At 44.5% G+C, this 23,502-nt stretch carries 24 protein-coding genes; all 24 read left to right on the forward strand.

Features of this window, described 5'->3' with window-relative positions; translation table 11 throughout:
• Positions 1 to 34 precede the first annotated feature (34 nt).
• The gene (locus ACLB09_RS15075) at positions 35 to 2,758 is read left to right on the forward strand and encodes a stalk domain-containing protein (RefSeq protein WP_410770648.1); all 2,724 of its coding nucleotides are present in this window, start codon (positions 35 to 37) and stop codon (positions 2,756 to 2,758) included.
• A 47-nt stretch (positions 2,759 to 2,805) separates the two neighbouring features.
• On the forward strand, positions 2,806 to 3,993 hold the full coding sequence (locus ACLB09_RS15080; RefSeq protein WP_410770649.1) for a sensor histidine kinase: 1,188 nt from the start codon (positions 2,806 to 2,808) through the stop codon (positions 3,991 to 3,993).
• Positions 3,974 to 4,702 carry a response regulator gene (locus tag ACLB09_RS15085; protein WP_410770650.1) on the forward strand — a complete coding sequence of 243 codons (729 nt, stop codon included), beginning with the start codon at positions 3,974 to 3,976 and terminating at the stop codon, positions 4,700 to 4,702. Before ACLB09_RS15080 ends, ACLB09_RS15085 begins: the two co-directional genes overlap by 20 nt.
• A 243-nt stretch (positions 4,703 to 4,945) precedes the next feature.
• Positions 4,946 to 5,368, forward strand: coding sequence for a hypothetical protein (locus tag ACLB09_RS15090; protein ID WP_410770651.1), 423 nt, complete (start codon positions 4,946 to 4,948; stop codon positions 5,366 to 5,368).
• A 308-nt stretch (positions 5,369 to 5,676) separates the two neighbouring features.
• Complete coding sequence (locus ACLB09_RS15095) at positions 5,677 to 7,797, forward strand: DEAD/DEAH box helicase (protein ID WP_410770652.1); 2,121 nt, start codon at positions 5,677 to 5,679, stop codon at positions 7,795 to 7,797.
• Entirely contained in the window at positions 7,794 to 8,840 is a 1,047-nt protein-coding gene (locus ACLB09_RS15100) for a ComF family protein (RefSeq protein WP_410770653.1), read from the forward strand. Before ACLB09_RS15095 ends, ACLB09_RS15100 begins: the two co-directional genes overlap by 4 nt.
• Before the next feature lie 97 nt (positions 8,841 to 8,937).
• Positions 8,938 to 9,363, forward strand: coding sequence for a TIGR03826 family flagellar region protein (locus tag ACLB09_RS15105; RefSeq protein WP_410770787.1), 426 nt, complete (start codon positions 8,938 to 8,940; stop codon positions 9,361 to 9,363).
• Positions 9,364 to 9,489: 126 nt separating this feature from the next.
• Positions 9,490 to 9,774 (forward strand): flagellar biosynthesis anti-sigma factor FlgM, encoded by a 285-nt coding sequence (flgM, locus tag ACLB09_RS15110; protein WP_410770654.1) that lies wholly within the window; start codon positions 9,490 to 9,492, stop codon positions 9,772 to 9,774.
• 9 nt (positions 9,775 to 9,783) lie between these two features.
• Entirely contained in the window at positions 9,784 to 10,284 is a 501-nt protein-coding gene (locus tag ACLB09_RS15115; protein WP_410770655.1) for a flagellar protein FlgN, read from the forward strand.
• Between the two features lie 30 nt (positions 10,285 to 10,314).
• Positions 10,315 to 11,886: a flagellar hook-associated protein FlgK gene (gene flgK / locus ACLB09_RS15120; RefSeq protein WP_410770656.1), complete on the forward strand. Its 1,572-nt coding sequence runs from the start codon at positions 10,315 to 10,317 to the stop codon at positions 11,884 to 11,886.
• A 45-nt stretch (positions 11,887 to 11,931) separates the two neighbouring features.
• On the forward strand, positions 11,932 to 12,819 hold the full coding sequence (flgL, locus tag ACLB09_RS15125) for a flagellar hook-associated protein FlgL (protein ID WP_410770657.1): 888 nt from the start codon (positions 11,932 to 11,934) through the stop codon (positions 12,817 to 12,819).
• A gap of 32 nt (positions 12,820 to 12,851) precedes the next feature.
• Complete coding sequence (locus ACLB09_RS15130; protein ID WP_410770658.1) at positions 12,852 to 13,250, forward strand: DUF6470 family protein; 399 nt, start codon at positions 12,852 to 12,854, stop codon at positions 13,248 to 13,250.
• Positions 13,247 to 13,672, forward strand: a complete 426-nt coding sequence (gene fliW, locus ACLB09_RS15135) for a flagellar assembly protein FliW (protein WP_410770659.1) — start codon at positions 13,247 to 13,249, stop codon at positions 13,670 to 13,672. The genes ACLB09_RS15130 and fliW overlap by 4 nt, the downstream gene beginning before the upstream one ends.
• On the forward strand, positions 13,672 to 13,911 hold the full coding sequence (csrA, locus tag ACLB09_RS15140) for a carbon storage regulator CsrA (protein ID WP_410770660.1): 240 nt from the start codon (positions 13,672 to 13,674) through the stop codon (positions 13,909 to 13,911). The genes fliW and csrA overlap by 1 nt, the downstream gene beginning before the upstream one ends.
• Before the next feature lie 26 nt (positions 13,912 to 13,937).
• Complete coding sequence (locus ACLB09_RS15145) at positions 13,938 to 14,306, forward strand: flagellar protein FlaG (protein ID WP_410770661.1); 369 nt, start codon at positions 13,938 to 13,940, stop codon at positions 14,304 to 14,306.
• 18 nt (positions 14,307 to 14,324) lie between these two features.
• Positions 14,325 to 15,737, forward strand: a complete 1,413-nt coding sequence (gene fliD / locus ACLB09_RS15150) for a flagellar filament capping protein FliD (protein WP_410770662.1) — start codon at positions 14,325 to 14,327, stop codon at positions 15,735 to 15,737.
• Between the two features lie 18 nt (positions 15,738 to 15,755).
• Positions 15,756 to 16,148, forward strand: a complete 393-nt coding sequence (gene fliS / locus ACLB09_RS15155; RefSeq protein WP_410770663.1) for a flagellar export chaperone FliS — start codon at positions 15,756 to 15,758, stop codon at positions 16,146 to 16,148.
• Positions 16,138 to 16,551 (forward strand): hypothetical protein, encoded by a 414-nt coding sequence (locus tag ACLB09_RS15160; RefSeq protein ID WP_410770664.1) that lies wholly within the window; start codon positions 16,138 to 16,140, stop codon positions 16,549 to 16,551. Before fliS ends, ACLB09_RS15160 begins: the two co-directional genes overlap by 11 nt.
• A 114-nt stretch (positions 16,552 to 16,665) precedes the next feature.
• On the forward strand, positions 16,666 to 17,481 hold the full coding sequence (locus ACLB09_RS15165; protein WP_410770665.1) for a flagellin N-terminal helical domain-containing protein: 816 nt from the start codon (positions 16,666 to 16,668) through the stop codon (positions 17,479 to 17,481).
• Between the two features lie 133 nt (positions 17,482 to 17,614).
• Positions 17,615 to 18,187 (forward strand): hypothetical protein, encoded by a 573-nt coding sequence (locus ACLB09_RS15170; RefSeq protein ID WP_410770666.1) that lies wholly within the window; start codon positions 17,615 to 17,617, stop codon positions 18,185 to 18,187.
• Positions 18,188 to 18,189: 2 nt separating this feature from the next.
• Entirely contained in the window at positions 18,190 to 20,085 is a 1,896-nt protein-coding gene (locus ACLB09_RS15175) for a motility associated factor glycosyltransferase family protein (RefSeq protein ID WP_410770667.1), read from the forward strand.
• 15 nt (positions 20,086 to 20,100) lie between these two features.
• On the forward strand, positions 20,101 to 21,111 hold the full coding sequence (locus tag ACLB09_RS15180; protein ID WP_410770668.1) for an NAD-dependent 4,6-dehydratase LegB: 1,011 nt from the start codon (positions 20,101 to 20,103) through the stop codon (positions 21,109 to 21,111).
• 14 nt (positions 21,112 to 21,125) lie between these two features.
• Positions 21,126 to 22,322 (forward strand): LegC family aminotransferase, encoded by a 1,197-nt coding sequence (locus ACLB09_RS15185; RefSeq protein WP_410770669.1) that lies wholly within the window; start codon positions 21,126 to 21,128, stop codon positions 22,320 to 22,322.
• A gap of 2 nt (positions 22,323 to 22,324) precedes the next feature.
• On the forward strand, positions 22,325 to 23,491 hold the full coding sequence (gene neuC, locus ACLB09_RS15190) for a UDP-N-acetylglucosamine 2-epimerase (protein WP_410770670.1): 1,167 nt from the start codon (positions 22,325 to 22,327) through the stop codon (positions 23,489 to 23,491).
• The last annotated feature ends 11 nt before the right edge of the window (positions 23,492 to 23,502 follow it).

The following is a 23,502-nucleotide window of genomic DNA, read 5'->3' on the forward strand; positions in this document are numbered from 1 at the left end:
GACTGGAATAAAGATGGGAGAGTAGCAGACAAAAATGGTTGTTAAACGAGAGGAAGCCGGAAGAAAGGCTAAGATTGTACGTCTGGCGGCTGATAAAGGAAAAAAACTGATTCTTGTCTCATTGGCGGGTTTAATCTGGATACAGCCTGTGGCTTTGATGGAGCCGTTCGGTATAACATCGTCCACTGCTTACGCTGCGGAAAATCAGGCTACACGATTAGGTGAAGAAAACATTACGTCCGGTGCTAAACTGGTAAAATATCAATATACAACAACGCGGTCAGGGAAACAGGTCAAAGTGCTGGCCGACGTGATCGAAGTGGATTTGAGCAATCCCTATGTCCAATTGGACGTGATGACAGGCAAAGGAGGGCAATTGACGACTAGGCAATCCGTAGAAGGCATGGCGCAGGAGAACGGCGCGGTAGCCGGAGTGAACGGCGACTTCTTCCAAACGGGCGGCCAGGGCGTGGCGATGGGTGCGGCCATATCCCAGGGGACGCTGGTCACAAGCCCTTCGAAGCTTCAGGGGATGTTTACGTTTGGCGTAAAAAGCGATAATACCCCGGTGATCGACCGTTATGATTTTACCGGATCGGTGGTGGCGGAAGACGGATCGACCTTCCCTCTTTCCGGCATCAATCAGGAGTCGTACAAGACGGAGCCGGACAATGCTTTTAGCCACGTGAATAATATGTTTATTTACACGAGCGCCTGGAAGTCCGAGGAGCGTCCGAAGGCAAGCGGCACGACTCCTACCGAGGTGCTGGTTCAAGGCGGCGTGATTCAGCAAATCTCGTACCAATCCGCGATTCCGGGACCGGTTCCTGCGGACGGGTATATTTTGCGCGGGCATGGACAGGCAGCTGACTATATCGCTACACATATGGTGGTAGGGCAAAGAGTGGATTCCGCTTATCGCCTCGTTTCCCAAACGAGCGGGCAGGAAGTGAATCCGTCGGATTTCAAGATGATGATCGGCGGACATACGCTGTTGGTGGACCAAGGGAAAGCATCTTCCTTTTCCCGTGCCACAAATTCGATTAGCGGGAGCAGTGCGGTAGCCCGTACCGCGGTCGGATATTCCCAGGACGGCAAGAAAGTCTATATCATCACGATTGAAAAAAACAGCTCCAGTTCGGGTCTGACCTTGGTTGAACTGCAGAAGTTCATGACCTCGATCGGCGTCTGGAAAGGCGTTAATCTCGACGGCGGCGGCTCGACTACGATGGTAACCCGTCCGCTGGCGGAAACGGCGGCGGAATTGACCTTTACGACCTCAAACGGTGCGGCCGGACAACGTGCCGTGGCCAATGGTCTCGGGGTTTATACGATAGCGCCTCAAGGAGCGCTGAAAGGATTGAAAGTTAGCGGGGCGTCTACTTTACTGATCGGCCAGACGGCTGCGTATACGTTAAAAGGGTACGACACCTACTACAATCCGGTGGATGCGGCTGGCATTCAGGCCACCTGGAAATCGGATAACGGCAATGTTGCCTGGACCGGCGAAGGGTTCAAGGGCGTAAAAGCCGGAACCTCGAAAATCACGGCGGTCAGCGGAGACGGCAAGGACAGCATGGAAGTGACCGTCCTTGGCGGGGCGGACCTGAGCAGTTTGACGCCGGTAACCACCTTTGCGTCACTTGAAGCCGGAGTATCGGTATCCGTGCCGGTTACCGCCAAGCTTAAGAACGGAAACACGGTGAACGTTCCGGACGAGTCCGTGAAGTGGGAATTCTCGGGGATGAAGGCAAGCGTCCAAAACGGAGTGCTAAGCGTTCAATCCGTAAACAATGGAGCGAAAGTAGCTTATGCTACGCCAAAATATGATGGATTCAGCGGCACGCCGATCGTATTGTCGGCATCTTCGGATCAGGTTTGGGAGAATTTCGAGAATGTTTCCTACCCGGTATCGTTTACCGGATTGCCGGCTGAAGCCACAGGAACAGCTTCTATCGTTCAAGGAACCGGGGAACGCGAGAAATCCAAGGTGCTGAAATTGGATTACGATCTTACCGGCGGCAGCGGCAACAAGTTCGCTTATGCCCAGATCAATGGCACGACAGGCAAAACCATTCCGGAAGGCGCCACTTCGATGGCAATCGACGTCTTGGGCGACGCCAGTCTGAACTGGCTGCGAGCCGAGTTTGCCGATGCGGACGGCAAGAGCATTTACGTGGATCTCGCGCGGCCGCTCGATTTCACCGGCTGGAAAACGCTCACCGTGGACCTGACCGCGAGCGCCATCAAACATCCGGCCAAGCTGAAACGGCTGTATATCGTTAATCTGGAAGACGGTCAGGATGAACGCGCATTGACCGGCAGCGTCTCTTTTGACAACATCCGGTTTACGGCGCCAGTTACGGGCGGGGATACAGGGCTGCCAAGCGCGACCGTGGTAATGGTAGCCGGGCAAAAGAGTATGACCGTTGACGGCAAAAAGCAAAATCTCGATGTTGCACCGCTGATCAAGGACGGAACTACTTATGTTCCGATCAAATATGTACTGGATGCCTACGGCGGACAAGCAGCTTGGAACAAAACGGCTAAGAAGATTACCGTAACGCGTGGTACTACGGTCCTGGAATTGACCGTGGGCAAGAAAGAATTCATGTTGAACGGAACTGCCAAACAATCTGCAGTATCTCCAATTATTTCAAACAATAGGACTTTAGTCCCGTTGCGACTAGTCTCCGAGCAGCTGGGGATTACCGTAAATTGGGAGAAGAAAACTAAAACGATCACCCTTCAATCGTGATATGATAAATTGGAATAAATGGATACTTGGAAATGGAGAAGGTTGAAGTGGCAGATTATCAAGCTGATGCAATTGACCGCGTTATAAAGAACGCCGTTGGCGTTATGGAGAGCAGCAAGCTGCAAATCCTTGAGATCCTGGACTCTGCGCGCAATGAATTGAAGACACTTAATAACGAATTGCAGCAAGTCGTCAAAGAAACGGCGGAGACCGTGGAAAAGGTCGATCAACTTGAAATTAATTACCGGCGTTCCCGCATCCGGCTGACAGAAGTCAGCCGGGATTTTGTGCGGTACAAGGAAGAAGACATCAAGCAGGCCTATGAAAAGGCCACTCAGCTTCAACTGGACCTTTTAATTTTTCGCGAAAAAGAAATGTATCTCAAAGCCCGCCGGGACGAATTGCAAAAACGGGCGCGCAATGTCGAGAAATCGGTGGAACGCGCGGAAACTGTCAGTTCGCAGATGGGCGTCGTTCTGGAATATTTGTCCGGCGAATTGGGCCAGGTCACCCGGATTCTGGAGTCGGCAAAAAACCGGCAAATGATCGGTCTCAAGATCATTTTGGCTCAGGAAGAGGAGCGAAAACGGATTTCGAGAGAGATTCATGATGGTCCGGCGCAATTGCTCGCAAATCTAGTTCTTAGGACGGAAATTGTAGAAAGAATGCTTGCGAAGCAGGAATTTAAGATGGTGCAGGACGAAATAATAGACTTGAAGAGTCAGGTCCGCTCCAGTCTGGAAGAGATGCGTAAAGTTATTTTTAATTTAAGACCGATGGCTTTGGATGACCTTGGATTGATTCCGACATTGCGAAAATATGTGCATGATTTTGAGGAAAAAACGAAAATCCGGACGACCTTCGAAACAAGAGGAAAGGAACACCGGATGTCTTCGCCTATGGAGGCCGCGGTATTCAGACTGGTCCAGGAAGCTCTCACCAATGCAGCAAAGCATGCCTGCCCTACTTATGTCGGTGTTGATATCACCTATCAGGCTCAAATGGTCAAGATCGTAGTCCAGGATAACGGACTTGGATTCAAGGTGGATCAATTGGAGCAAAAGACAAAAGAGCATACCCATTTCGGATTAATCGGTATGAGAGAACGGGTAGAATTGCTAGAAGGAAGAATGGAAATCGAGTCAACAGCGAATATGGGCACAAAAATTATTATCCACATTCCGACTAACGCAGAGAAGAGAAAGGAGTACCAGGATGGACAACCTCATTTCTAACAGTAGACAAGCAATTAAAGTACTCTTGGCTGACGACCACCAGTTGTTTCGCGAGGGCCTTAAGCGGATTTTGAATATGGAGGAAGACATCGAAGTCGTTGGAGAGTGCGGCGATGGCATTCAAGTATTGGAATGCTGTCAGCAATTCCATCCGGAGATCGTCCTCATGGACATTAACATGCCGCTCTTAAACGGGGTCGATGCTACGGCTGAGCTTCGCGAAGCGCTTCCGGACGTGAAGGTCATTATTTTGTCGATTCATGATGATGAAAGCTATGTTTTCGAAACCTTGCGCAAAGGGGCGACCGGTTATTTGTTGAAAGACATGGAAGCCGAATCGCTGATTAATGCCATTCGCACGGTAGCGGAGGGCAATGCTTTCATTCACCCGAAAGTAACCGGGAAGCTGATTCAGCAGCTCCGACGTATGGAGTATCTGAGCGAGACGGGCGCCATTGCCGAAGACAACGCGATCCGCGAAGCGGGCGTGAAATTTGTTGCTGGCGAAGATAACCCTCTTACCCGGCGCGAAGCCGAAGTGCTCCGTTTGATGGCGGAAGGACGCAGCAACAAAATGATCGGCGAACATCTTTTTATCAGCGAGAAGACAGTCAAAAATCATGTCAGCAGCATCTTGCAAAAAATGGACGTGGATGACCGTACGCAAGCGGTTATTAACGCGATTAAATTCGGGTGGGTTACTCTGTAACCCGGCAAACCTTTCTGAAGTGAAAGGACCGTAATTTTTTGCGGGCATGGATGCCATTTTTTGCTGGATCATGAAATATGAGGACTGCATCGATCCCCCTGAGATTCTGAAACACATAGTTTTGCAGGGCCGCGTACATATTTATTGTCATGTGCAGCCGGATGGAGTGTTTGAATGCCAACCCAGGAACCGACTCCCTTTTTGCGGCATATATTGTCGTTATAAGTACAGGGAGGGGTGTCCATGGTATCCTATATGGGTTGGATTCTGCTCGGCTATGGTTTGGCGGCGGTACTCGTGCATTTCCTGCACGGCGTACTTTTGCGGACGCAGCCGAAGGACGGCAAGAAATTGCATTATATTTTGGTGACTCATAATCATGAGAATCAGATGGAATGGTATTTAAGGGCATTATCGTGGTATGCGCGGCTGCGCGGCGAGTCCGTCAGAGTAACTGTGCTGGATGAAGCATCTCAGGACGATACGCTGGCAATTATTCAACGGTTGCGGGATGAAGCCGGAATTGAGCTAACCGCGGTCTGTCTGATGACGGTCGGTGCAGAGGAGATAGGGAAGCAAGCTGCAGGAACTGAAGAGGAGATCAAGGTGCACGTCGATCTTCGCGTGCCGCAGGAGGCGGCAAAAATTCCTTATGTCCATGTATGAAGCAAATTTGCAGCGATTACAATTTCATATCCGGAAACGATGGAAAGTGTGAAGCACACTCTTTGATGGCTAAGGCCGGGGAGTGTGCTTTTTTTGATTTTGTGGCGGTTCCGAATGAGACAATACTTTGAAAAATTGAACTTAAACATACACTCCGGATTTCATTGAATTAATAACATTAAATTTCAAAATTCCAGCTAACTCCAAAGTTGCAAATATTACTGCTAGGCGTTTCGGTATTTAGATATTGTTAAAAATGGGATTTATTATTTGATTAATAAATAACAGGATGAAAAAGGAGGGTTAGGATGAGGGTGTGTCTTTATGCAATCCGGCAGGAAGAAGGTTGGCGGGGAATGATAAGTTTGGATCTCAGGGTTGATTTTTGGTGGTGGGTCATGGGAAAGACGCAGTATGAGGCGAGAGAGAAAAATAAGGTTTTACCGAGAGATTATCTTTATGAAATGGAACCAGGGGCGGCGGCAAAAAAGATAGTTTTGCTATCGGACTCTATACCTCTAGGTTGGGCCGTTTCTTTTAAGGATGGGTTTCTGAGTTCGGGAGACATGGATTATTGGAACCCCGGGGACTGGATGAAGTATATAGTTGCAAGCTTGAAGCATGAGCTGGAGTGCGAGCAGAATCCGGGAAGCTGGATGTCAGGGCAGGACAAGCCTACTCTTTTGTGGGCAAACGGAGAACCGGGAAAAGCAGTAGTGTCATGGTTGACGGCGATGGACTGGGAGAAGCTGAGCCTGGTGGCGGAGGCGGTGGAAGACGCCCTGGAGGGGAGGTCGCTGCTGGAGGCGGAGCTACAGCAGCTTCTGGCGGAGCGCCTGCCGGAGTTGCGACCGGCTTGGCGCTCCGTGGTTCAGCTCGCGCACCTGCAAGGGCGCGTGCAGCTCACGTCGGGCGTCGCTCAGACTGACGCCCGGCCCGGTGCGGCCCGCCGTGCCGGCCGGCGGGCCCGCGAGCTCCGCTGCCGCCGCTGCGGCAGCGGGGTGCACCGCCGCACGCCCTGCGGGTCGTGCGGCTCCAGCGGCTGCGCCTACTGCGAGGCCTGCCTCGCCATGGGGCGCAGCCGCTCTTGCGCGCTGCTGCTGCGCGGCAGCGGCGCCGGGACCGTGCCGCCGGCCGTAGGTGGCACGGCGGGGGCCCCCACCGGGTCCTTGCTGGACCGGTGGGGGCTGAGCCCGGCGCAGCGCGAAGCGGCGGGCGCCGCGCTGCGGTTTTTGGCGCAGCCGCTGCCGCAGGCAGCGCCCCGTTCCCGGGCAGCTCTTGCATCGCTGCTGCCGAGCCGTCTGCTTCGCCCTTGGCCCGCCCGGATGACTCCGGTTCCCTCGACAGGCTCGGTAACCGGCATGGCCGGGGGCCCTTTTTACGCAGCCGTCCCGGCCGACCTGCTCCCTTCTTCAGATTCCCGACCTCAACGCTTCCTGCTGTGGGCGGTTACGGGAGCAGGCAAGACGGAGATGATCTTTCCGTTGCTGCGCTATGTGCTGGATCGCGGCGGAAAAGTGATGGTGGCGACTCCGCGCCGGGATGTCGTTCTGGAGTTGGCTCCGCGGCTTGCCAAGGTATTTCCGGAGGAAGAAATAACTGTTTTGTATGGAGGAAGTCCGCAGCGATGGGAAGGAAGCCGTTTGTTTCTTTCTACGACCCATCAACTCATGCGTTTTTACCATGCCTTCGACTTGGTCATTATCGACGAACTGGACGCTTTTCCTTACCATAACGATCCGATGCTCGCCTTTGCGGCCGGAGCTTCATGCAAACCGGAAGGGCGATTCATCTTTCTCTCCGCTACACCCCCGGGTAATCTGCAGCGGGAAGCCAGGCTAGGCCGGCTACCGCATGCCAGAGTGCCGGCGCGCTTTCACGGACACCCGCTGCCGGTTCCAAGCCGCATACGGATGAAACCCGTGGAATCCTGTCTTCGCCGACAGTCGTTTGCTCCGGCACTGATCTCCTCTATGGAAAAGTCGATTTCCAGAGGGGCGCAAATCTTTGTATTCGTTTCCCGGATTCGTCATATTGAACCGGTCTTGTCGTTACTTAGGCATCGGTTTCCTGGTCTGCCTATTGAAGGGACCTCTTCTCAGGATAAGGGGAGAAGCGATCATGTTTTGGATTTTCGATCAGCAAACACTAGGCTTTTAGTAACTACGACCATTTTGGAACGAGGAGTAACGGTACCGAAAAGCGATGTATACATCCTGGATGCGGACAGCGAATTGTTTGACGAAGCTTCTCTCGTGCAAATGGCCGGCCGTGCGGGTAGGTCCAAGGATGACCCGCAGGGAATCATCGTCTTCGTTTCCACGGAGTGGACCCGATCCCAACGGGGTGCCGTGCGGCAGATCCGCAGGATGAATGCCATAGCCAGAAAAAACGGATTTCTCAAGGAGAATAAGGAGGTAGTAAAGTGATGATGAATATGCCTTGTAACTGTAACGGAAAAGAGAGCGTGTCAAGAACAAGAAAACGGAACCGGAACCAGCAGGGTTGCGGAGAGTTTGGCGATCGGTTCCGGTTCCGCCCGGAATACAGACATCCGGACGGAACGGTCAATGAAACTAGCGCTCCTCCCTATTCCCTGATCGACTGGAGCACCGCCAAAGAAGCGGTACTGTCTCCGCTCCACAATCTGCTTGCTCCTCCTGGCCTGCCGTGTCTCACTTGCGGAAAAACGATTTCGGGTAAAGTTAAGGGCTACCCGGAAATCTGCTCCTCCTGCTATGTCTCGATTCCGTGGATTACTTCTCTCAGATGCGATAGTTGCGGCCGGCCTGTAGGGTGTCCGGATTGCAGCCGGGCGGATAAGGGCCCTAGACATTTCGTGTTGAACCGAAGCGCCGTTTCTTATAACGCCATGATGAAGGAGTGGCTAGCGCGGTATAAATTCAGGGGAAATGAATCGTTGGGGTCCGTTCTGTCCCGCATGACTGGGGTAGCCGCTAGCCGTCTACTGAAGGAGTTGAGGGAAAGAAGCGCCACAGGACGGTTTTATTTTGATGCCGTGACTTATGTGCCGGTTAGTGACGAGCGGATGCTGGAGCGCGGATTCAACCAGGCCAGGAATTTGGCGGAGGAGGCTGCAACTGTACTTGGTTCGCCTTTATTAGATCTGCTCGTTCGTTTCCAGCATACCGAAAAGCAAAGCTTCAAAAGCCGTTGGCAACGATTGCGGGATTTGCAAGGCATCTTCCGTGCCGCTCCGGGTGCGGAAAACCTGCTATACGCTGCCATTACTCGCCCTACCGGAAATAGGTCCCCTCTCTCCATTTTTGCAACTGAAAGCGATCACCTGCCGGGAGAAATGCATGGTTCAATTCCGATCAGGCTGCTGCTGATCGATGATGTGTATACCACGGGCAGTACGGTAAATACATGTGCCGCAGTGCTTCATGAAGTATGCGGATTGCTGGGCCGACCGGCCGAAATCTATATTTTGACCTGGGCGCGTTCCTGAGGCGGGACTTTACAAAACAATGGACGAAATTGCACAAATAAGGTAATCTAACAGCAGAATATGTATTTTTGAAAGGACGAGCATCTTTACTATGGAGATGAATCTTGGGAATTGCCCTCGCTGCGGGAAACTTTTTGCCAAAAACTTTAGAGACATTTGTCCAGCCTGCATGAAGGATATCGAACTGGAGTATGAGAAGTGCCTTAAATATTTGCGCGAAGAGAAGACCGCTACGATTCAGGAAGTCTCAGATGCTACGGAGGTTTCGATTCGGCAAATCACCAAATTTATCAGAGAAGGCCGGATCTCAATTGCCAACAATCCGAATATGATGTATCCGTGCGAAGTGTGCGGTGTTCTTATTCGCGACGGCAACATGTGCGATAACTGCCGGGGACGCCTTACCCGCGATTTGACGGCTGCTGCCAAAGAAGAGTCGGCGGGAAAAAATAACGACGGTGAAGAGGGACGCGGCGGAGGCGCTTATGGCGTTGTCGACAAATTCCGAGGCCCTGTGCGCTAAAATTACTTAAAACTTGGCATAATATTCTTTATAATCCAATGGTTCGCTATTAAATATGATTCAACACACGCCGATAAACTTAGTAAAGAATATCGGCTTTTTTATTTGGAGGGAAAGGTGGAGCCCATGAAAATTAATGACACCGGACGGATCGGAGCCATAAATAACTATCAACGACAAATCGAATCGCAACGCAAAGACTCGGACAATAAAACCCGCCGGAAGGACGAAGTGTCCATCTCGACGGAGGGAATGGAATTGCTGAAAGCCCAGGAGAGCACCCAGGATCCAGCCCGAGCCGGACGGATTGAGGAATTGAAATCCCAAGTTTCTTCAGGAACTTACCATGTGGATGCAGGCAAGCTGGCAGATAAGCTTCTTCCGTACTTCAAGTCTTTTACCGATAAATAGGGGGCGGCTATGGAAGTTCAAGTATTAATTGACGGTCTGCTGAAAATGGAAGGACTTCATGCCAATCTGTTGGAAATTATGGAGCAGAAGAAACAGACTATTCTTAACCGTAACTATGAAGAATTGATGAGTACCTTGTCTCTTGAATCGAAAATGGTAAAAGCCATTGAAGAATGCGAGAAGGAACTTTTAGGGTTGGCACAGGAATTTTTGCATTCCAAGGGCATCAAGTCCCAGCTTGAGCTGACAATATCGGAAATTCTACGACTTGTATTCGACCCTGAAGAAAAACGGATGCTGGATGAAACTAGGAAAAAACTGGGAAACCGCTTGATTGAGTTAAAGCAAGTTAATGAATTAAACCAGGAACTGATTACGCAGTCGCTTTCTTTTATCGATTTTTCTTTAAATTTGATGATTGGCGGGGAAGATGACGGGCCAATTTATTCCCCCCCTACGAGTCAAGATAGGAAGCCTGCGCATAGAAGTATTTTTGATACTAGAGCATAATCAAAAGATTCGTAAAAAGGGGAATTGAAGATGACCTCCACTTTTCATGGCATAGAGACAAGCAAACGCGCTTTGTTTGTAAATACCGTATCGATGCAAACGCTAGGGCACAATATCGCAAATGCCAATACAGAGGGGTATAGCCGTCAACGGGTAAATTTGAGAGAAGCTAATCCGATTTGGTCCATGGGAATGACGAAGAGCCAGCAACCGGGGCAATTGGGAACAGGTGTTGAGTATACCAGCATTACTCGGATCAGAGATAGTTTTTTGGATACTCAATTTCGGCGAGAGAATCAGTTACTTGGTTCATGGGAGATCATAAACTCCAGTATGACCGCAATTCAGAATATTTTAAACGAACCTTCGGGAAGCGGCCTTAGCGCTGTAATGGATGACTTCTGGAATTCTTGGGAAACCCTGAATCGGGACCCGTCCTTGCTCAGTGCCCGTGTAGCCGTTGCTGGAGCAGCTAGTAATTTGGTGGACACGCTGAAACATATTAGTGAATCCTTGAGCAACCTGTCAAGCGATGTGAATAACAACATTGATAAAAAAGTACTTGAAGCCAATAATATCGTAAATAATATAGCGAGATTAAATGTACTGATCCGGGACAACGAAAGTTTTGGAGATAGTGCGAACGACTATCGGGATCAAAGAGATTTGTTGCTGGATAAGCTTTCGACAATAGTCGATGTCCAGTATGCCGAGGATGAGAACGGCATGGTTAACATCACTGCTGCAGGCGTGAATGTGCTTGATGGCGAGAACGTTACAGCGCTAGCCGCAGCGAATGCCGCTACGGCTACGGCGGGGCAACTCCACGGTTACGTCCAGTCTCTTCAAGAGACCGATTTAATTCGCAATCAATTAAATGGTTTGGTAAGCACACTTGTCACCGGGGAAATTAAGGTTACATTAAATAATGGCTACGTTACTTCTAATAATATGGTGGCTTTAAACGATGTTACTGTGGATGGGATGGGAGTAATTCCTGCCGGCGGTTCCATTCCTGCCGGATCGAAGATTACCTCACCTATGGAAGTTATGGTAAATGGCTTTAATGGTCTTCATCAATTAGGGTACACGTTAACTGAACCAACTTCCTCCGGTATTCCCTTTTTTACGTCCACTACGGGAGATTTCACTATTGATAGCATTCAGGTAAATTCGGAGATTTTGGCGGATACCAATAAAATTGCAGCTTCATCGCAGTATGAGACTGTGAATGGCGTGAATAAAGTAATCCGCGGGAATAGCGATGTTGCCAATGCGTTGGCCAGTCTAAGAGACGCTATTTTTACCTTCCCTGATTCCCTGACCTCCATGTCTCAAGGCACGACGGATGACTATTTCCGCGGTTTAACGGCTGATCTGGGGATTCGTGCTAGTAATACGGAACGCAATTACCTGAATGAACAAACCATGACCGATAACTTGCAAATACAGCGTCAATCGGTGAGCGGGGTTTCCATGGATGAGGAACTGGCGGATATGATTCGCTTTCAGCAAGCGTATAATGCGGCTGCCCGCAACATGACCACAGTTGACGAAATGCTAGAACGGGTTATTAATCAAATGGGTCGGGTAGGATTATAGGACACAAATCTGACTTAAGCTCAGACTCATGAAGGAGGTTCATTCATGCGCGTAACAGGTATGATGCAAAACATTCAACTATTAAAAAATTTACGAAATATCAATACAGCAATGACCACTGGACAGCAACAGCTCGCTACAGGCCAAAAAATTAGTAGGCCGAGTGACGATCCGATCGGGACCGGATATCAGATGCGTTATGATACGGATCTTGCCCGCAGCGAGGAATTCTTGATGAATGCCCAGACGGGTTCTGAAATTTTAAAAACAATGGATTCACTGCTTCAACAAGCCAGCGACGTACTGAAACGTGCTCGTACTTTGACAATGCAGGCTGCCAATGGCACTTATGATCTGGAACAGAGAAAAACCATTTCTGCGGAAATTAAACAATTGAAAGAACAAATGGTGACAATTGGTAATAGCACATATAACGGGAGATATCTGTTTAACGGACAAAAGACCGATCAGCCGCCCTACACTGTTGGAGGTGCAGCCAACGAAAATACGGATCCAGGGTTGTTTTATCTGAATGTAAGTCCTTCCGTAAAAGTACCTGTGAGCATTACAGGGGAGGTTGTATTCGGAGAAGCTGGAACAGACAATGTTTTTAAAGTGTTGGATGATTTGGCTAATGCATTAGATAATGATAATCGTGCAGAAATTAGTGCGGCATTAGAAAAAATTGACGTTTCGGCGGATCGTTTATCGATAAGCTGGGCGGAAATTGGAGCCCGGATGAATCGATTTGAACTTATGGAAAACCGGATAACCGATGATCAGGTCAGTTTGAAGGAACAGCGTGCGCATGTAGCGGATGTCGATGTCCCTTCCGCGATTATTGATTTGAAGTCTAAGGAAACGGTATTGCAGGCAGCGCTCTCGACAGGAGCAAGAATCATGCAGACCTCGCTTGTCGATTTCCTGAGATAAAAGTCTGATGCTGAAGGTGGAGGAGGGGGAACATGACAGGCATTCAATCAATGCTGCCTCGCGATTGGGGGATCTATCGTCCCCCTGAAATAACAATTTCAATGAAATCAGCCCAAATGGATACGGACTGGACAAGCGTATATAACGATATGGAATTGAAACGACCAGAAACTTTAGGAAAAGAACTGGAACAGCAAGCCAAGGCTAAAGCAATTCAAAATGTAGCTATTAAAGCTCAAGAAGGTGACCGCATGATGAATATAGCTGCAGGCGAGAAAAATGTATTTGGACGCATCGCGCATGACCGATATATGAGTAATGGACAAAAAGAGATTACGGTTGAGGCAATTCCGCATCAAGGCGTCGTAATTGATTTTCGCATATATCCGCCTGAAATTTCAGTTGATCCGAGAGGGGTCCTTCCAAAATGATGACAATACATAGCGAGGCATATGGATTGCTAGAAGTGGAAAATAGCCAAATCTATCTGTTTGATTCGGGAATACTTGGTATTCCCGACATTCGACAGTATGCCTTGCTTCCCATGGAGGGTACTCCTTTTTTTGTTCTTCACGCACTTGAAGGAGAAGTCAGCTTTATTTTGTTGCCATCGCATCAGACTGTGGAAGAATACAGTTTTCATATTTCCGATGAAACTATCAGCTTTCTTGAACTGAAATCACCGGAGGATGTTGGTGTGATGCTGATCGTAAACATCAATCAGGATAAGCTTTACGTTAACTTGATGGCCCCGATTCTCCTCTCTCCACTTTCCCAGAAAGGATGCCAATATATTATCAAAGACCGGGAGTTTCCTGTACGGTATCCGTTGGTACAGAAGGGGGAAGCTTAATGCTGGTGCTGAGGCGGAAAATCGGTGAGACCGTGATGATCGGAAATGACATCCAAGTACAGGTTCTGGGTATTGAAGGAGACCAAATTAAGCTTGGTTTTTTAGCCCCGAAAGATGTGCAGATTTTAAGACAAGAATTATATGAAGGTATTGTTGCCGAGAATTTGGCAGCTAAGGAACAAACAAGCCAATTACAACAAGAACAAATCCTTACCCTGCTGAAAAATTTTAAAATGTAAATCATTTTAGATAGGTGGGTTAAAGGATGAATATTAACTTGAACAGACCGGATGTAAATTTTTCAGACCCTTTTAGATCGCAGGAATTGGGAATAAAGAAGTCAGTTCCGTCGTTAAGCGGAAACAGTTCGAATATTAACGAGCTAAAATCACAGAAGCTCCTCAAAGAACAACAAGAAGAACTCGAAAAACAAGCCGAAAAATTGAATGAATCGATTGCGTCGACCGGCAAAGAATTAAAGTTTAAGTACAACGAGGAAGCCAAAGAGCTTTATGTGGAAATTATTGATTCGAAGACGCAGGAAGTTCTATCCAGTCTTCCGCCAGAATTTTTAATAGATCTATCTATTAAGATGAAGGAAATGATAGGTATGTTTATTGACAAAAAAATGTAATGGAAGGATGGGTTAATTATGTCTATTAGCTTTGACGGACTGGCATCAGGTTTTAAGTCGGGTGACTATATTAAAGCGATTATGGCTCAGGAGAAAGTCCCGCTGAATCGCCTCGAAACTAAGAAGGAGATAACAACAGCGTATCAAAATGTTTTTAAATCAATTCAAAACAAACTTAATGCTTTAAAAGATGCTTCCATAGCTTTATCAGATTTGGGCAGTTTCCAACTGAGCAAAGCCACCACCTCGGATGCAACCAAGCTATCAGCTGTTGCCGAAAGTACGGCAGTTAGCGGCGAATATTCGGTGATTATTAATTCCATGGCTCAAAAACAAGTGGTGGCCAGTAAATCTTTCGATGCATCTGCAGCTTATGATTCTAGTGGACTTCCTACACAACTTACTGTTAATGGACAAAATATAGATCTTACAGAGCTGGATCTTTCCGGAAAAACGATAGGAGAAGCGCTCGGAATAATTGCAAATGAGATTAATGGGTTAGAAAATGGGGGAGTTCAAGCTTCGGTAATTCAAACTTCAAATGGGCAGAGAGCTTTAGTATTAACGGCTAAAGAGTACGGCGAGGCTAACAAGATTACATTTGATACTAATGCTTCCTGGGGATTTGCTGAGAAACAGGCGGCAAAGGATGCACACCTTGTGGTTAACGGATTAGACGTTTACAGCTCAACCAATAAGGTTAAGGATGCCATACCTGGGGTCACATTAACTTTAAGCAATACAGGTGCTACTACCGTTAAGGTCGAGCAGGACGTGGATGGCATTGCCGCTAAAGTGGAGACTTTTGTTAAAGCCTATAATGATATTATTAATACAATTAAAGAAAACACTCCGAAATCGACCGAAAATGAGGATGGAAGTCTTTCGTTGACTCTGCAAGGTGACCCTATGCTTCGCTCTTTGCGAACTCAACTCGGAGATATGGCAAATAAGATTGTAGGAGATACTACCGGATTTAAATTGTTTTCGGATATTGGTTTGGAGATTGACAAAGGTGTAACTTCTGCTTCCTTGATGACCGGGAATATTACTTTTGACAAAGCAAAATTCAAGGAGAAGATGATTGAAAACCCAGTCCTTGTCGAAAAAATGTTTAAAAGTGTTGCTACCATAAAAGATGACGGAACGACTGAAGGTATCAATGGGATAGCAACGATATTTAAAGAAAACTTGAAAGAGTGGACCGATAGTGTCAATGGGATCATTACTTCCAAAATTAAGGGGTATGATTCAGAAATCTCATTCTTGAATGAACAGATTCAGGGTATGAGTGATCGCTTGGATTTGAAAGAAGCTGCCTTGAAGAAAAAGTATGTTAATTTGGAAGTCGTTATGTCTAGCCTAAACAATCAAAAGAGTTGGATTACAAATCAGTTAGCCGCTCTTAACAAGTCATCCTCATCATCATAATAACTGGAGATGGTCCAATTGGCATCGCCTAATTTTTCAGCATATCAGACTTATCAAAAAAACAAATATGAAACTGCTTCACCCCATAGACTAACTTTAATGTTATACAATGGTGCTGTCCAGTTTTCCACGAAAGCTAAACAGGCAATTGAGCAAAATAATATCGCCGATACCAATAATTATGTACAAAGGGCGCAAAATATTGTTTATGAATTGATTTCTTCCTTAGACACAAAACAAGGTGGGGAACTGGCCAGGAATCTCAAAAGCTTATATTTCTATATAATCGATCGTTTGATGGAAGCAAATATTAAGAAACTTACATCTCCTTTAGATGAAGTGATTGGGATGCTTGAGGAGTTAAAGTCGGCCTGGGAGGAAATCGGAAAGAGAGGAACCCTTGGAAATTGATGAGCTGTCAATGCAGCGAAAGTCTCTCTACGAAAAACTGTTGGATAATTCCAAAAAGCTGTTAGCATATCTTAATGAGGTGGAGGAAGATACCGCACAAGATATTCCTCGCTTTCAAAAGTTGCTTAGGGTTTGGAATATATGCACTCGGGATATCAATAAGTTGGATCAAACTCTGACCGACAGAGATTTCGAACAGGAGGCCGGGGATGAAGCATGGCGAATAGATATTCTTCGGGAAATCGAGGATAATCTCGAGCAATTGAGAATTGGGTTAAACATAAACGCTGAGCAAACTGGCTCAAGTATGTTGAATGTCAATAATCAGCGTAAGGTCCTAAATGCCTATTTTGGTATACAGCGAAATGATCAAATCCCATTATATTTGGATGAAAAAAAATAATATTTTTCTCTAAAAAAATGTAAAGAGGCTAAAAAAACATTATCTTCTGTCCGATATAGTAATTAGGCCACAAGGATGTAGCCAATTTAAACCAAATCATGGAGGATGATTACGATGGGAATGTTTATTAACACTAACGTTGGCGCAATTAACGCTAACCGTAACCTGAGCTTCAACAATACTCAAATGAGCAAGACAATGGAAAAATTGTCTTCCGGCTACCGGATCAACCGCGCTGCTGACGATGCAGCGGGTCTGGCAATCTCCGAGAAAATGAGCTACCAAATCAACGGTTTGAACCAAGCTCAACGTAATGCTCAAGACGGGATCTCTCTCTTGCAAACGGCTGAAGGTGACTTGACTGAAGTTCACTCCATGCTGCAACGCATGAACACGCTGGCTAACCAAGCAGCGAACGGTACTTACCAAAATGAAGACCGTGGCAACCTGCAAAAAGAACTTAAACAGCTGCAAAATGAGATTAATAGAATTACACAAAACTCTAACTTCAACGGAGTTAACTTGCTGAAATCTTCCGGTAGCGTGAAATTCCAAATCGGTGTTACTGCTTCAGAAACTCTGACAGTAACATTGAGTTCCAATCAAGTAAGTGCTTTGGGGATTTCTGCAATCTCTGTATCTACGCAAACAAAAGCAGCTTCTGCACTTGCTAAGATTAAATCTGCAATTTCCAAGGTTTCCACAAACCGCGCTAACTTGGGTGCATACCAAAACCGTTTGGAACACACCATTAACAGCTTGGGAGTAACTTCCGAAAACCTTTCTGCTGCTAACTCCCGTATTAAGGATGCAGACATGGCTACTGAAATGACTGCATTCACTAAGAATCAAATTTTGGTTCAAGCTGGTACAGCTATGTTGGCTCAAGCTAACTCTGCACCTCAAGCAGTTCTTAAACTGCTCGGATAATTATTCCTCTTTACAAAGAAAAGGGTTTCCCTTCCGGGAAACCCTTTTTTATTTTGTCTCTGGACAATGTAATGAAATAGTTTAAATAAGCCGATATTGTAAATAAAGAAGATATTGAAGGTGTGATAAGCGAATGAAGGTATCTATTGATAAGGCAGAAGAAAGAACACTAGAGAGGGATATTAACGTTATAAACAATTGGTGGAATAAGGCTGCTTCGGAACTATACAATGCTGGACGCCTAATTTATTGTGTAGAAATCGATGGACAAAGTATTTTTGATAATTACGAGCAGGTTATAGTAAATAATTATCACAATATTATGGAAATCAATATAAAGTCACTTTCTAAAAAAGAAAGTATAGAAGAAACACGTATATCATTAAATGAATATCTAGATCGATTTATCCCTGCAACCTTAGATATTGCTGATCATTTTTATAGCGAGGTTACTGAGGAACAGTGGGCAGAATTTTCTAAGTTTATTGAAGGATTGAGCTGGATTGTACAATCTATTCAATTTTTAAACTTGTTAACAAGTGATCATGACAGGTATAATTTAAATTCTCTTGAACTTGAGGCGCCTATTGAAGAATTAGAGCAAGCACTTGAAGTAAAGGATTATGTTCTAGTTGCAGATATTATAAGATACGATTTGATTCCCCGACTGGAACAATTGTTGGAGAGAACGAATAAGGAGTCATAGAAATGAGCGTATATAATCTAAATATAGAATATATAACTAAAAATTATCCAGGCTTACTTGATGCGCTAGAAGGTGATGTTTCTGCTAAAGAGAGTCATGAACTAGTATACACAAAAAGCAATGAACCAAATTTAAAAATTACTCAAAAGGAAAAATCATATATTCTTCACAGTAGATATAATGCCAAAGATGAGGCAATAAAGTGGGTTGATCAAAATAAGGAATTACTTGAGACAAACAAACATATACTTTTATTCGGACTTGGGCTAGGTTACTATACCGATGAATTTCTTGCAACAACTACAGCGACTGATATTTATATTGTTGAGCCGAGTATTAGTATATTCCGAGAACTTTTAAATACAAAAGATATACGTTCATTTTTAGCGGATCCCAGAATTCGAATGTTTGCAGTAGGAGATAATGAAATACTAACCTTACAGATAGCAGGGAACGTCTCCACACAGGTTTCTGAATCTTTTTCATGTATCTATCCCCCAGTGTATAGAAGACTATACCCTTCAATACTTGAAGATTTAGAATCTAAAATTAGAGACTTATTGTTAAGCCAAGCTTCAAATATTCAGACTGCGCATGTATACCAATCTACTTGGCTTAAAAATACCTTTAATAATCTTCTTTATTTGTTGGAGAATCCATCTATCGGCGAGTTAGGTAATATATTTGAAGGTAAAGATGTTAGAGCCATTATTGTAGGTTCAGGTCCATCATTAAAAAAAGATATTCATTATTTGCATCATTTAAAGGACAAATGCTTGATTATTGCGGCAGGATCTAGTATTCAAGCTTTAAAACATTATGGGCTAACGCCTCATTTTGTTGTTGGTATAGATGGAAGTTTGGCTAACTATGAGGTTTTTAAAAATATATCTGGCTTGAAAGTCCCTTTACTATTCGGTACGCAGATTAACAATAAAATCCTGCAGGAATATTGTGGGGATTTATATAGTCTGAAATTTACAAACGATACGGTGATCGAATATTTAATAGACACGGAAAGTAAAATTCCGGCATTTTATTCAACCTCAACCGTAACAGGAACTGCAATACAGATAGCTGCCTATTTAGGAATCACAGAGATTATATTGATGGGGCAGGACTTGTCATATTCTGATGATGAATATTATGCTCCTGGTGTTAACCATGTCTCTGAGGAGAAAAAGTCGTTAACTATTACCAAGGCTAATGAATGGGTGGATAACGTAGAGGGTGGAAAAAACAGAACCATCGGAAGCATGCAAGTACTGCTTAAGGATATACAGGTCTTGGTCGCGTTAATGTCTCTGGAAGGAGTTAAATTTACAAATACTTCAAAAAAGGGAGCGGTAATCAAAGGAACTAATTGGGCCGCTATGGATGATTTAGCCCCTAAATTGTTGCAGTTACCCTCCTATGATTTTAATATATTGAATCGGATTACTCCTATTTCAGCCAATGAAAAACTTGATAAAACTAATGAATTGGTCGGGAAGCTACAGAAGTTAACAAATAAGATCGATAAAATGGACTTGAAAATCAAAAAACTTATTGATGTTTTTGAAAAACTCGACAAGGCGATTTCAAGAAAAAACATAACTCAAACAGACAAAGCTTTGACTGAAATAAACAAAATATGGGGCTGGATAACTAAGCAAGAGGTATTCACTATATTTTATAGCTATGCATTGGAACAGCATCTTAATGTATACAAACGGTTTATTCCTCAAATTGTAGAAGCCACAAATTCATTTGAAAAGGGTAACTTAATAATTAAACATTTAGGTAATTTGATTTTTCAATTTAAAAAGTTTAACCCTGAATTAATTGAATTAACACGAACTACTGCTGAAAACTTTTCAAATACTTTAGAGACTTTAGAAAAAATATCAAACCTTTAATCTATGGAGGCAAACATGGCTCAAAAGTTTAAAAAAATACTTGTAACTGGTGCGGATGGCTTCATAGGGTCTCATTTAACGGAAGCTTTGGTTGCGGCAGGGTACGATGTCCGAGCTTTTGTATGTTATAACTCGTTTAACTCTTGGGGGTGGCTTGACAGCTGTTCTGAAGATGTTAAACGTCAAATCGAGGTTTTTTCTGGAGATATTCGGGACCCCTATGGAGTAAGAACTGCGGCAAAAGGTTGTGACGCGATTTTGCATTTAGCTGCTTTAATTGCTATTCCTTATTCTTATCATTCTCCAGATACTTATGTAGATACAAACATTAAAGGTACATTAAATGTATTACAGGCAGCTAAAGATTTGGAGATTTCTAAAGTTGTTCATACTTCTACAAGCGAAGTATATGGTACTGCTATGTATATCCCAATTAATGAGGAACACCCTTTACAGGGACAGTCCCCGTACTCTGCGTCAAAAATCGGAGCGGATCAAATGGCTTTGTCCTTTTATCGTTCTTTTGAAACTCCAGTTAGTGTTATCCGGCCATTCAATACTTATGGACCTAGGCAATCGGCGAGAGCGGTTATTCCTACAATTATTACTCAAATAGCATCCGGTATGGATCAAATCAAGCTTGGTGCCACTTCTCCTACAAGAGATTTTAACTTTGTGCAAGACACTGTTTCTGGCTTTTTATCTGTACTAGAAGCTGATTCAAGTATAGGGGAAGTTATTAACATTGGAAGTAACTTTGAGATATCGATAGGTGAGACTGTAAAGGTCATTTCAGAAGTGATGGGAAAAAGTGTTGAAATAATTAGTGAAGATACAAGAATTAGACCCGAAAAAAGTGAAGTAGAACGCTTATGGGCGGATAATAATAAAGCAATGAGATTAGTCGGATGGAAGCCTAATTTTGCAGGTGAGGATGGATTTAAAAGAGGAATCGCTAAGACTGTAGATTGGTTCACAAATCCATCGAATTTAGCACAGTATAAGGTGAATCAATATAATATCTGAACGGAGAATACATTATGGATAAAACTCAAACGTCAGATGAGATTGTTTCTATCTTGGACGATATTTTTAAAGATAGGAAGGGAAATATTGCTCTTCATGAGCCGAATTTATCTGGTAATGAATGGAAATATGTTAAGGAATGTTTAGATTCAGGATGGGTATCTTCTGTTGGAAGTTACGTAGATCGGTTTGAAAGGGATCTGGCAAGTTTTACGGAGTCACCTTATGCAGTTGCAGTCGTGAATGGTACGGCTGCGCTGCATATATCTCTTTTAATAGCAGGGGTTCAGCCTAATGATGAGGTGCTGATCCCTTCTTTAACCTTTGTAGCTACTGCGAATGCAGTCACTTATTGTGGAGCGATCCCACATTTGGTAGATATATCACGCGATACCTTGGGCCTGGATCCTCAAAAGCTCTCAGATTATCTGCGTGAGATTTCATTAATAAAGCAGGATGGATTCTTGTACAACAGATTGACTGGGCGTAGAATCATTGCTGTTGTACCCATGCATACTTTTGGGCATCCAGTCGATTTAGAAAGCCTACTGGACGTTTGTGAGTTTTATAGGTTAAATTTAGTGGAAGACGCTGCTGAATCCTTAGGTTCTTATTATAAAGGTAAGCATACAGGGACTTTTGGACAAATTGCGGCATTAAGTTTTAACGGTAATAAAATAGTTACAACGGGCGGAGGAGGGGCTATTCTAACTAATAACCCGAAATGGGCAAAAAGAGCCAAGCATTTAACAACTACCGCTAAAGTCCCGCATCGTTGGCTTTTTAATCATGATGAAGCAGGTTATAATTATCGGTTGCCGAATCTAAATGCTGCTTTAGGATGTGCTCAGTTGGAGCAATTGCCGGAATTTCTTTATATGAAAAGAAAATTGGCTGGCCTGTATAATGAAAGATTGAGCCAAGTGAAAGGAATTTCATTTGTAAGTGAACCACAATTTACAAATAGTAACTACTGGTTAAATGCCATCCGACTTAGCGAATCGAATCTGGAACTCAGGGATTCTATTTTGGAAAAAACAAACGATATAGGAATTATGACTCGTCCTACATGGACAGCGATGCATAATTTAGAGATATATAAAAATTGTCCAAAAATGAGTTTAGAAGTTACTGAAGAAATCGAAGGAAGTTTGATTAACATACCTAGTAGCCCTTCTCTTTTGAATTTTTTTAAGATGGGGAGTGAGTAATAATGCCAAAAACAATTTGCATTGTTACCGGTTCTAGGGCTGAATATGGTCTTTTATACCCACTCATAAAAGAAATTGCTAATGATCTGGATTTATCTCTTCAAATAATTGTTACGGGGATGCATTTATCTCCAGAATTCGGTTTGACTTATAAGGAGATCGAAAAAGACGGATTTACTATTGACGAGAAAGTGGAAATGCTCCTGTCTTCCGATACTGCAACAGCAATAGTTAAATCTATGGGGCTTGGCTTGATAGGATTTGCTGATGCGCTATCCCGTCTTCATCCGGATATTTTAGTCCTGTTAGGAGACCGTTATGAAATCATGGTAGCAGCACAAGCGGCAATGGTACACTCTATTCCAATAGCTCATATTCATGGCGGCGAAGTTACTGAGGGAGCCATTGATGAGTCAATAAGACATTCTATTACTAAAATGGCTCATCTACATTTTGTCTCTACCTCTGTATATCGAAACAGGGTTATTCAATTAGGAGAAAGCCCTGAACGCGTATATGATGTTGGTGCGATCGGAATTGATAATATTGTAAATTTGAAATTGCTTGACCGAAAATCTTTCCAGGAATCGATAGAATTTAAACTCGGCAAGCAAAATTTTTTGATAACCTATCATCCTGTAACATTGTCCGCCTCAAATTCCGATAATTTAATTACAGAGCTTTTGGGGGCTTTAGATCAATTTCCTGAAGCTTCTATCATCTTTACAAAACCAAATTCTGACACTGATGGGAGAATTATCTCACGGAGAATAGATGAGTATGTTCAGCGTAATAAACATAGAGCAGTTTCATTTCTTTCTTTGGGACAATTAAGATATTTAAGTGCGATTAAGCATGTTGATGTAGTGATTGGCAACTCATCTAGCGGCATTATAGAGGTGCCTGTATTTAATAAACCGACTGTAAATATTGGATCTAGACAAACTGGTCGAATAAAGGGACCTACAATTATAGACTGTGGAGAACAATGCGAAGAAATCGTTCAGGCTGTTCAATATTCTTTGTCAGATCAATTTAAAATGTGCTTGAATCCCCAAAATAGTGTTTATGGAGTTGGTAATACTTCTCCTCAAATTAAAAATATTTTAAAACAATCAAATTTTAAAGATTTATTACGCAAGCAATTTTATGATATTAATTCAGATTAGAACTAAGGATA

This window comes from Fontibacillus forbon (assembly GCF_046559655.1).
Taxonomy (GTDB): domain Bacteria; phylum Bacillota; class Bacilli; order Paenibacillales; family Paenibacillaceae; genus Fontibacillus.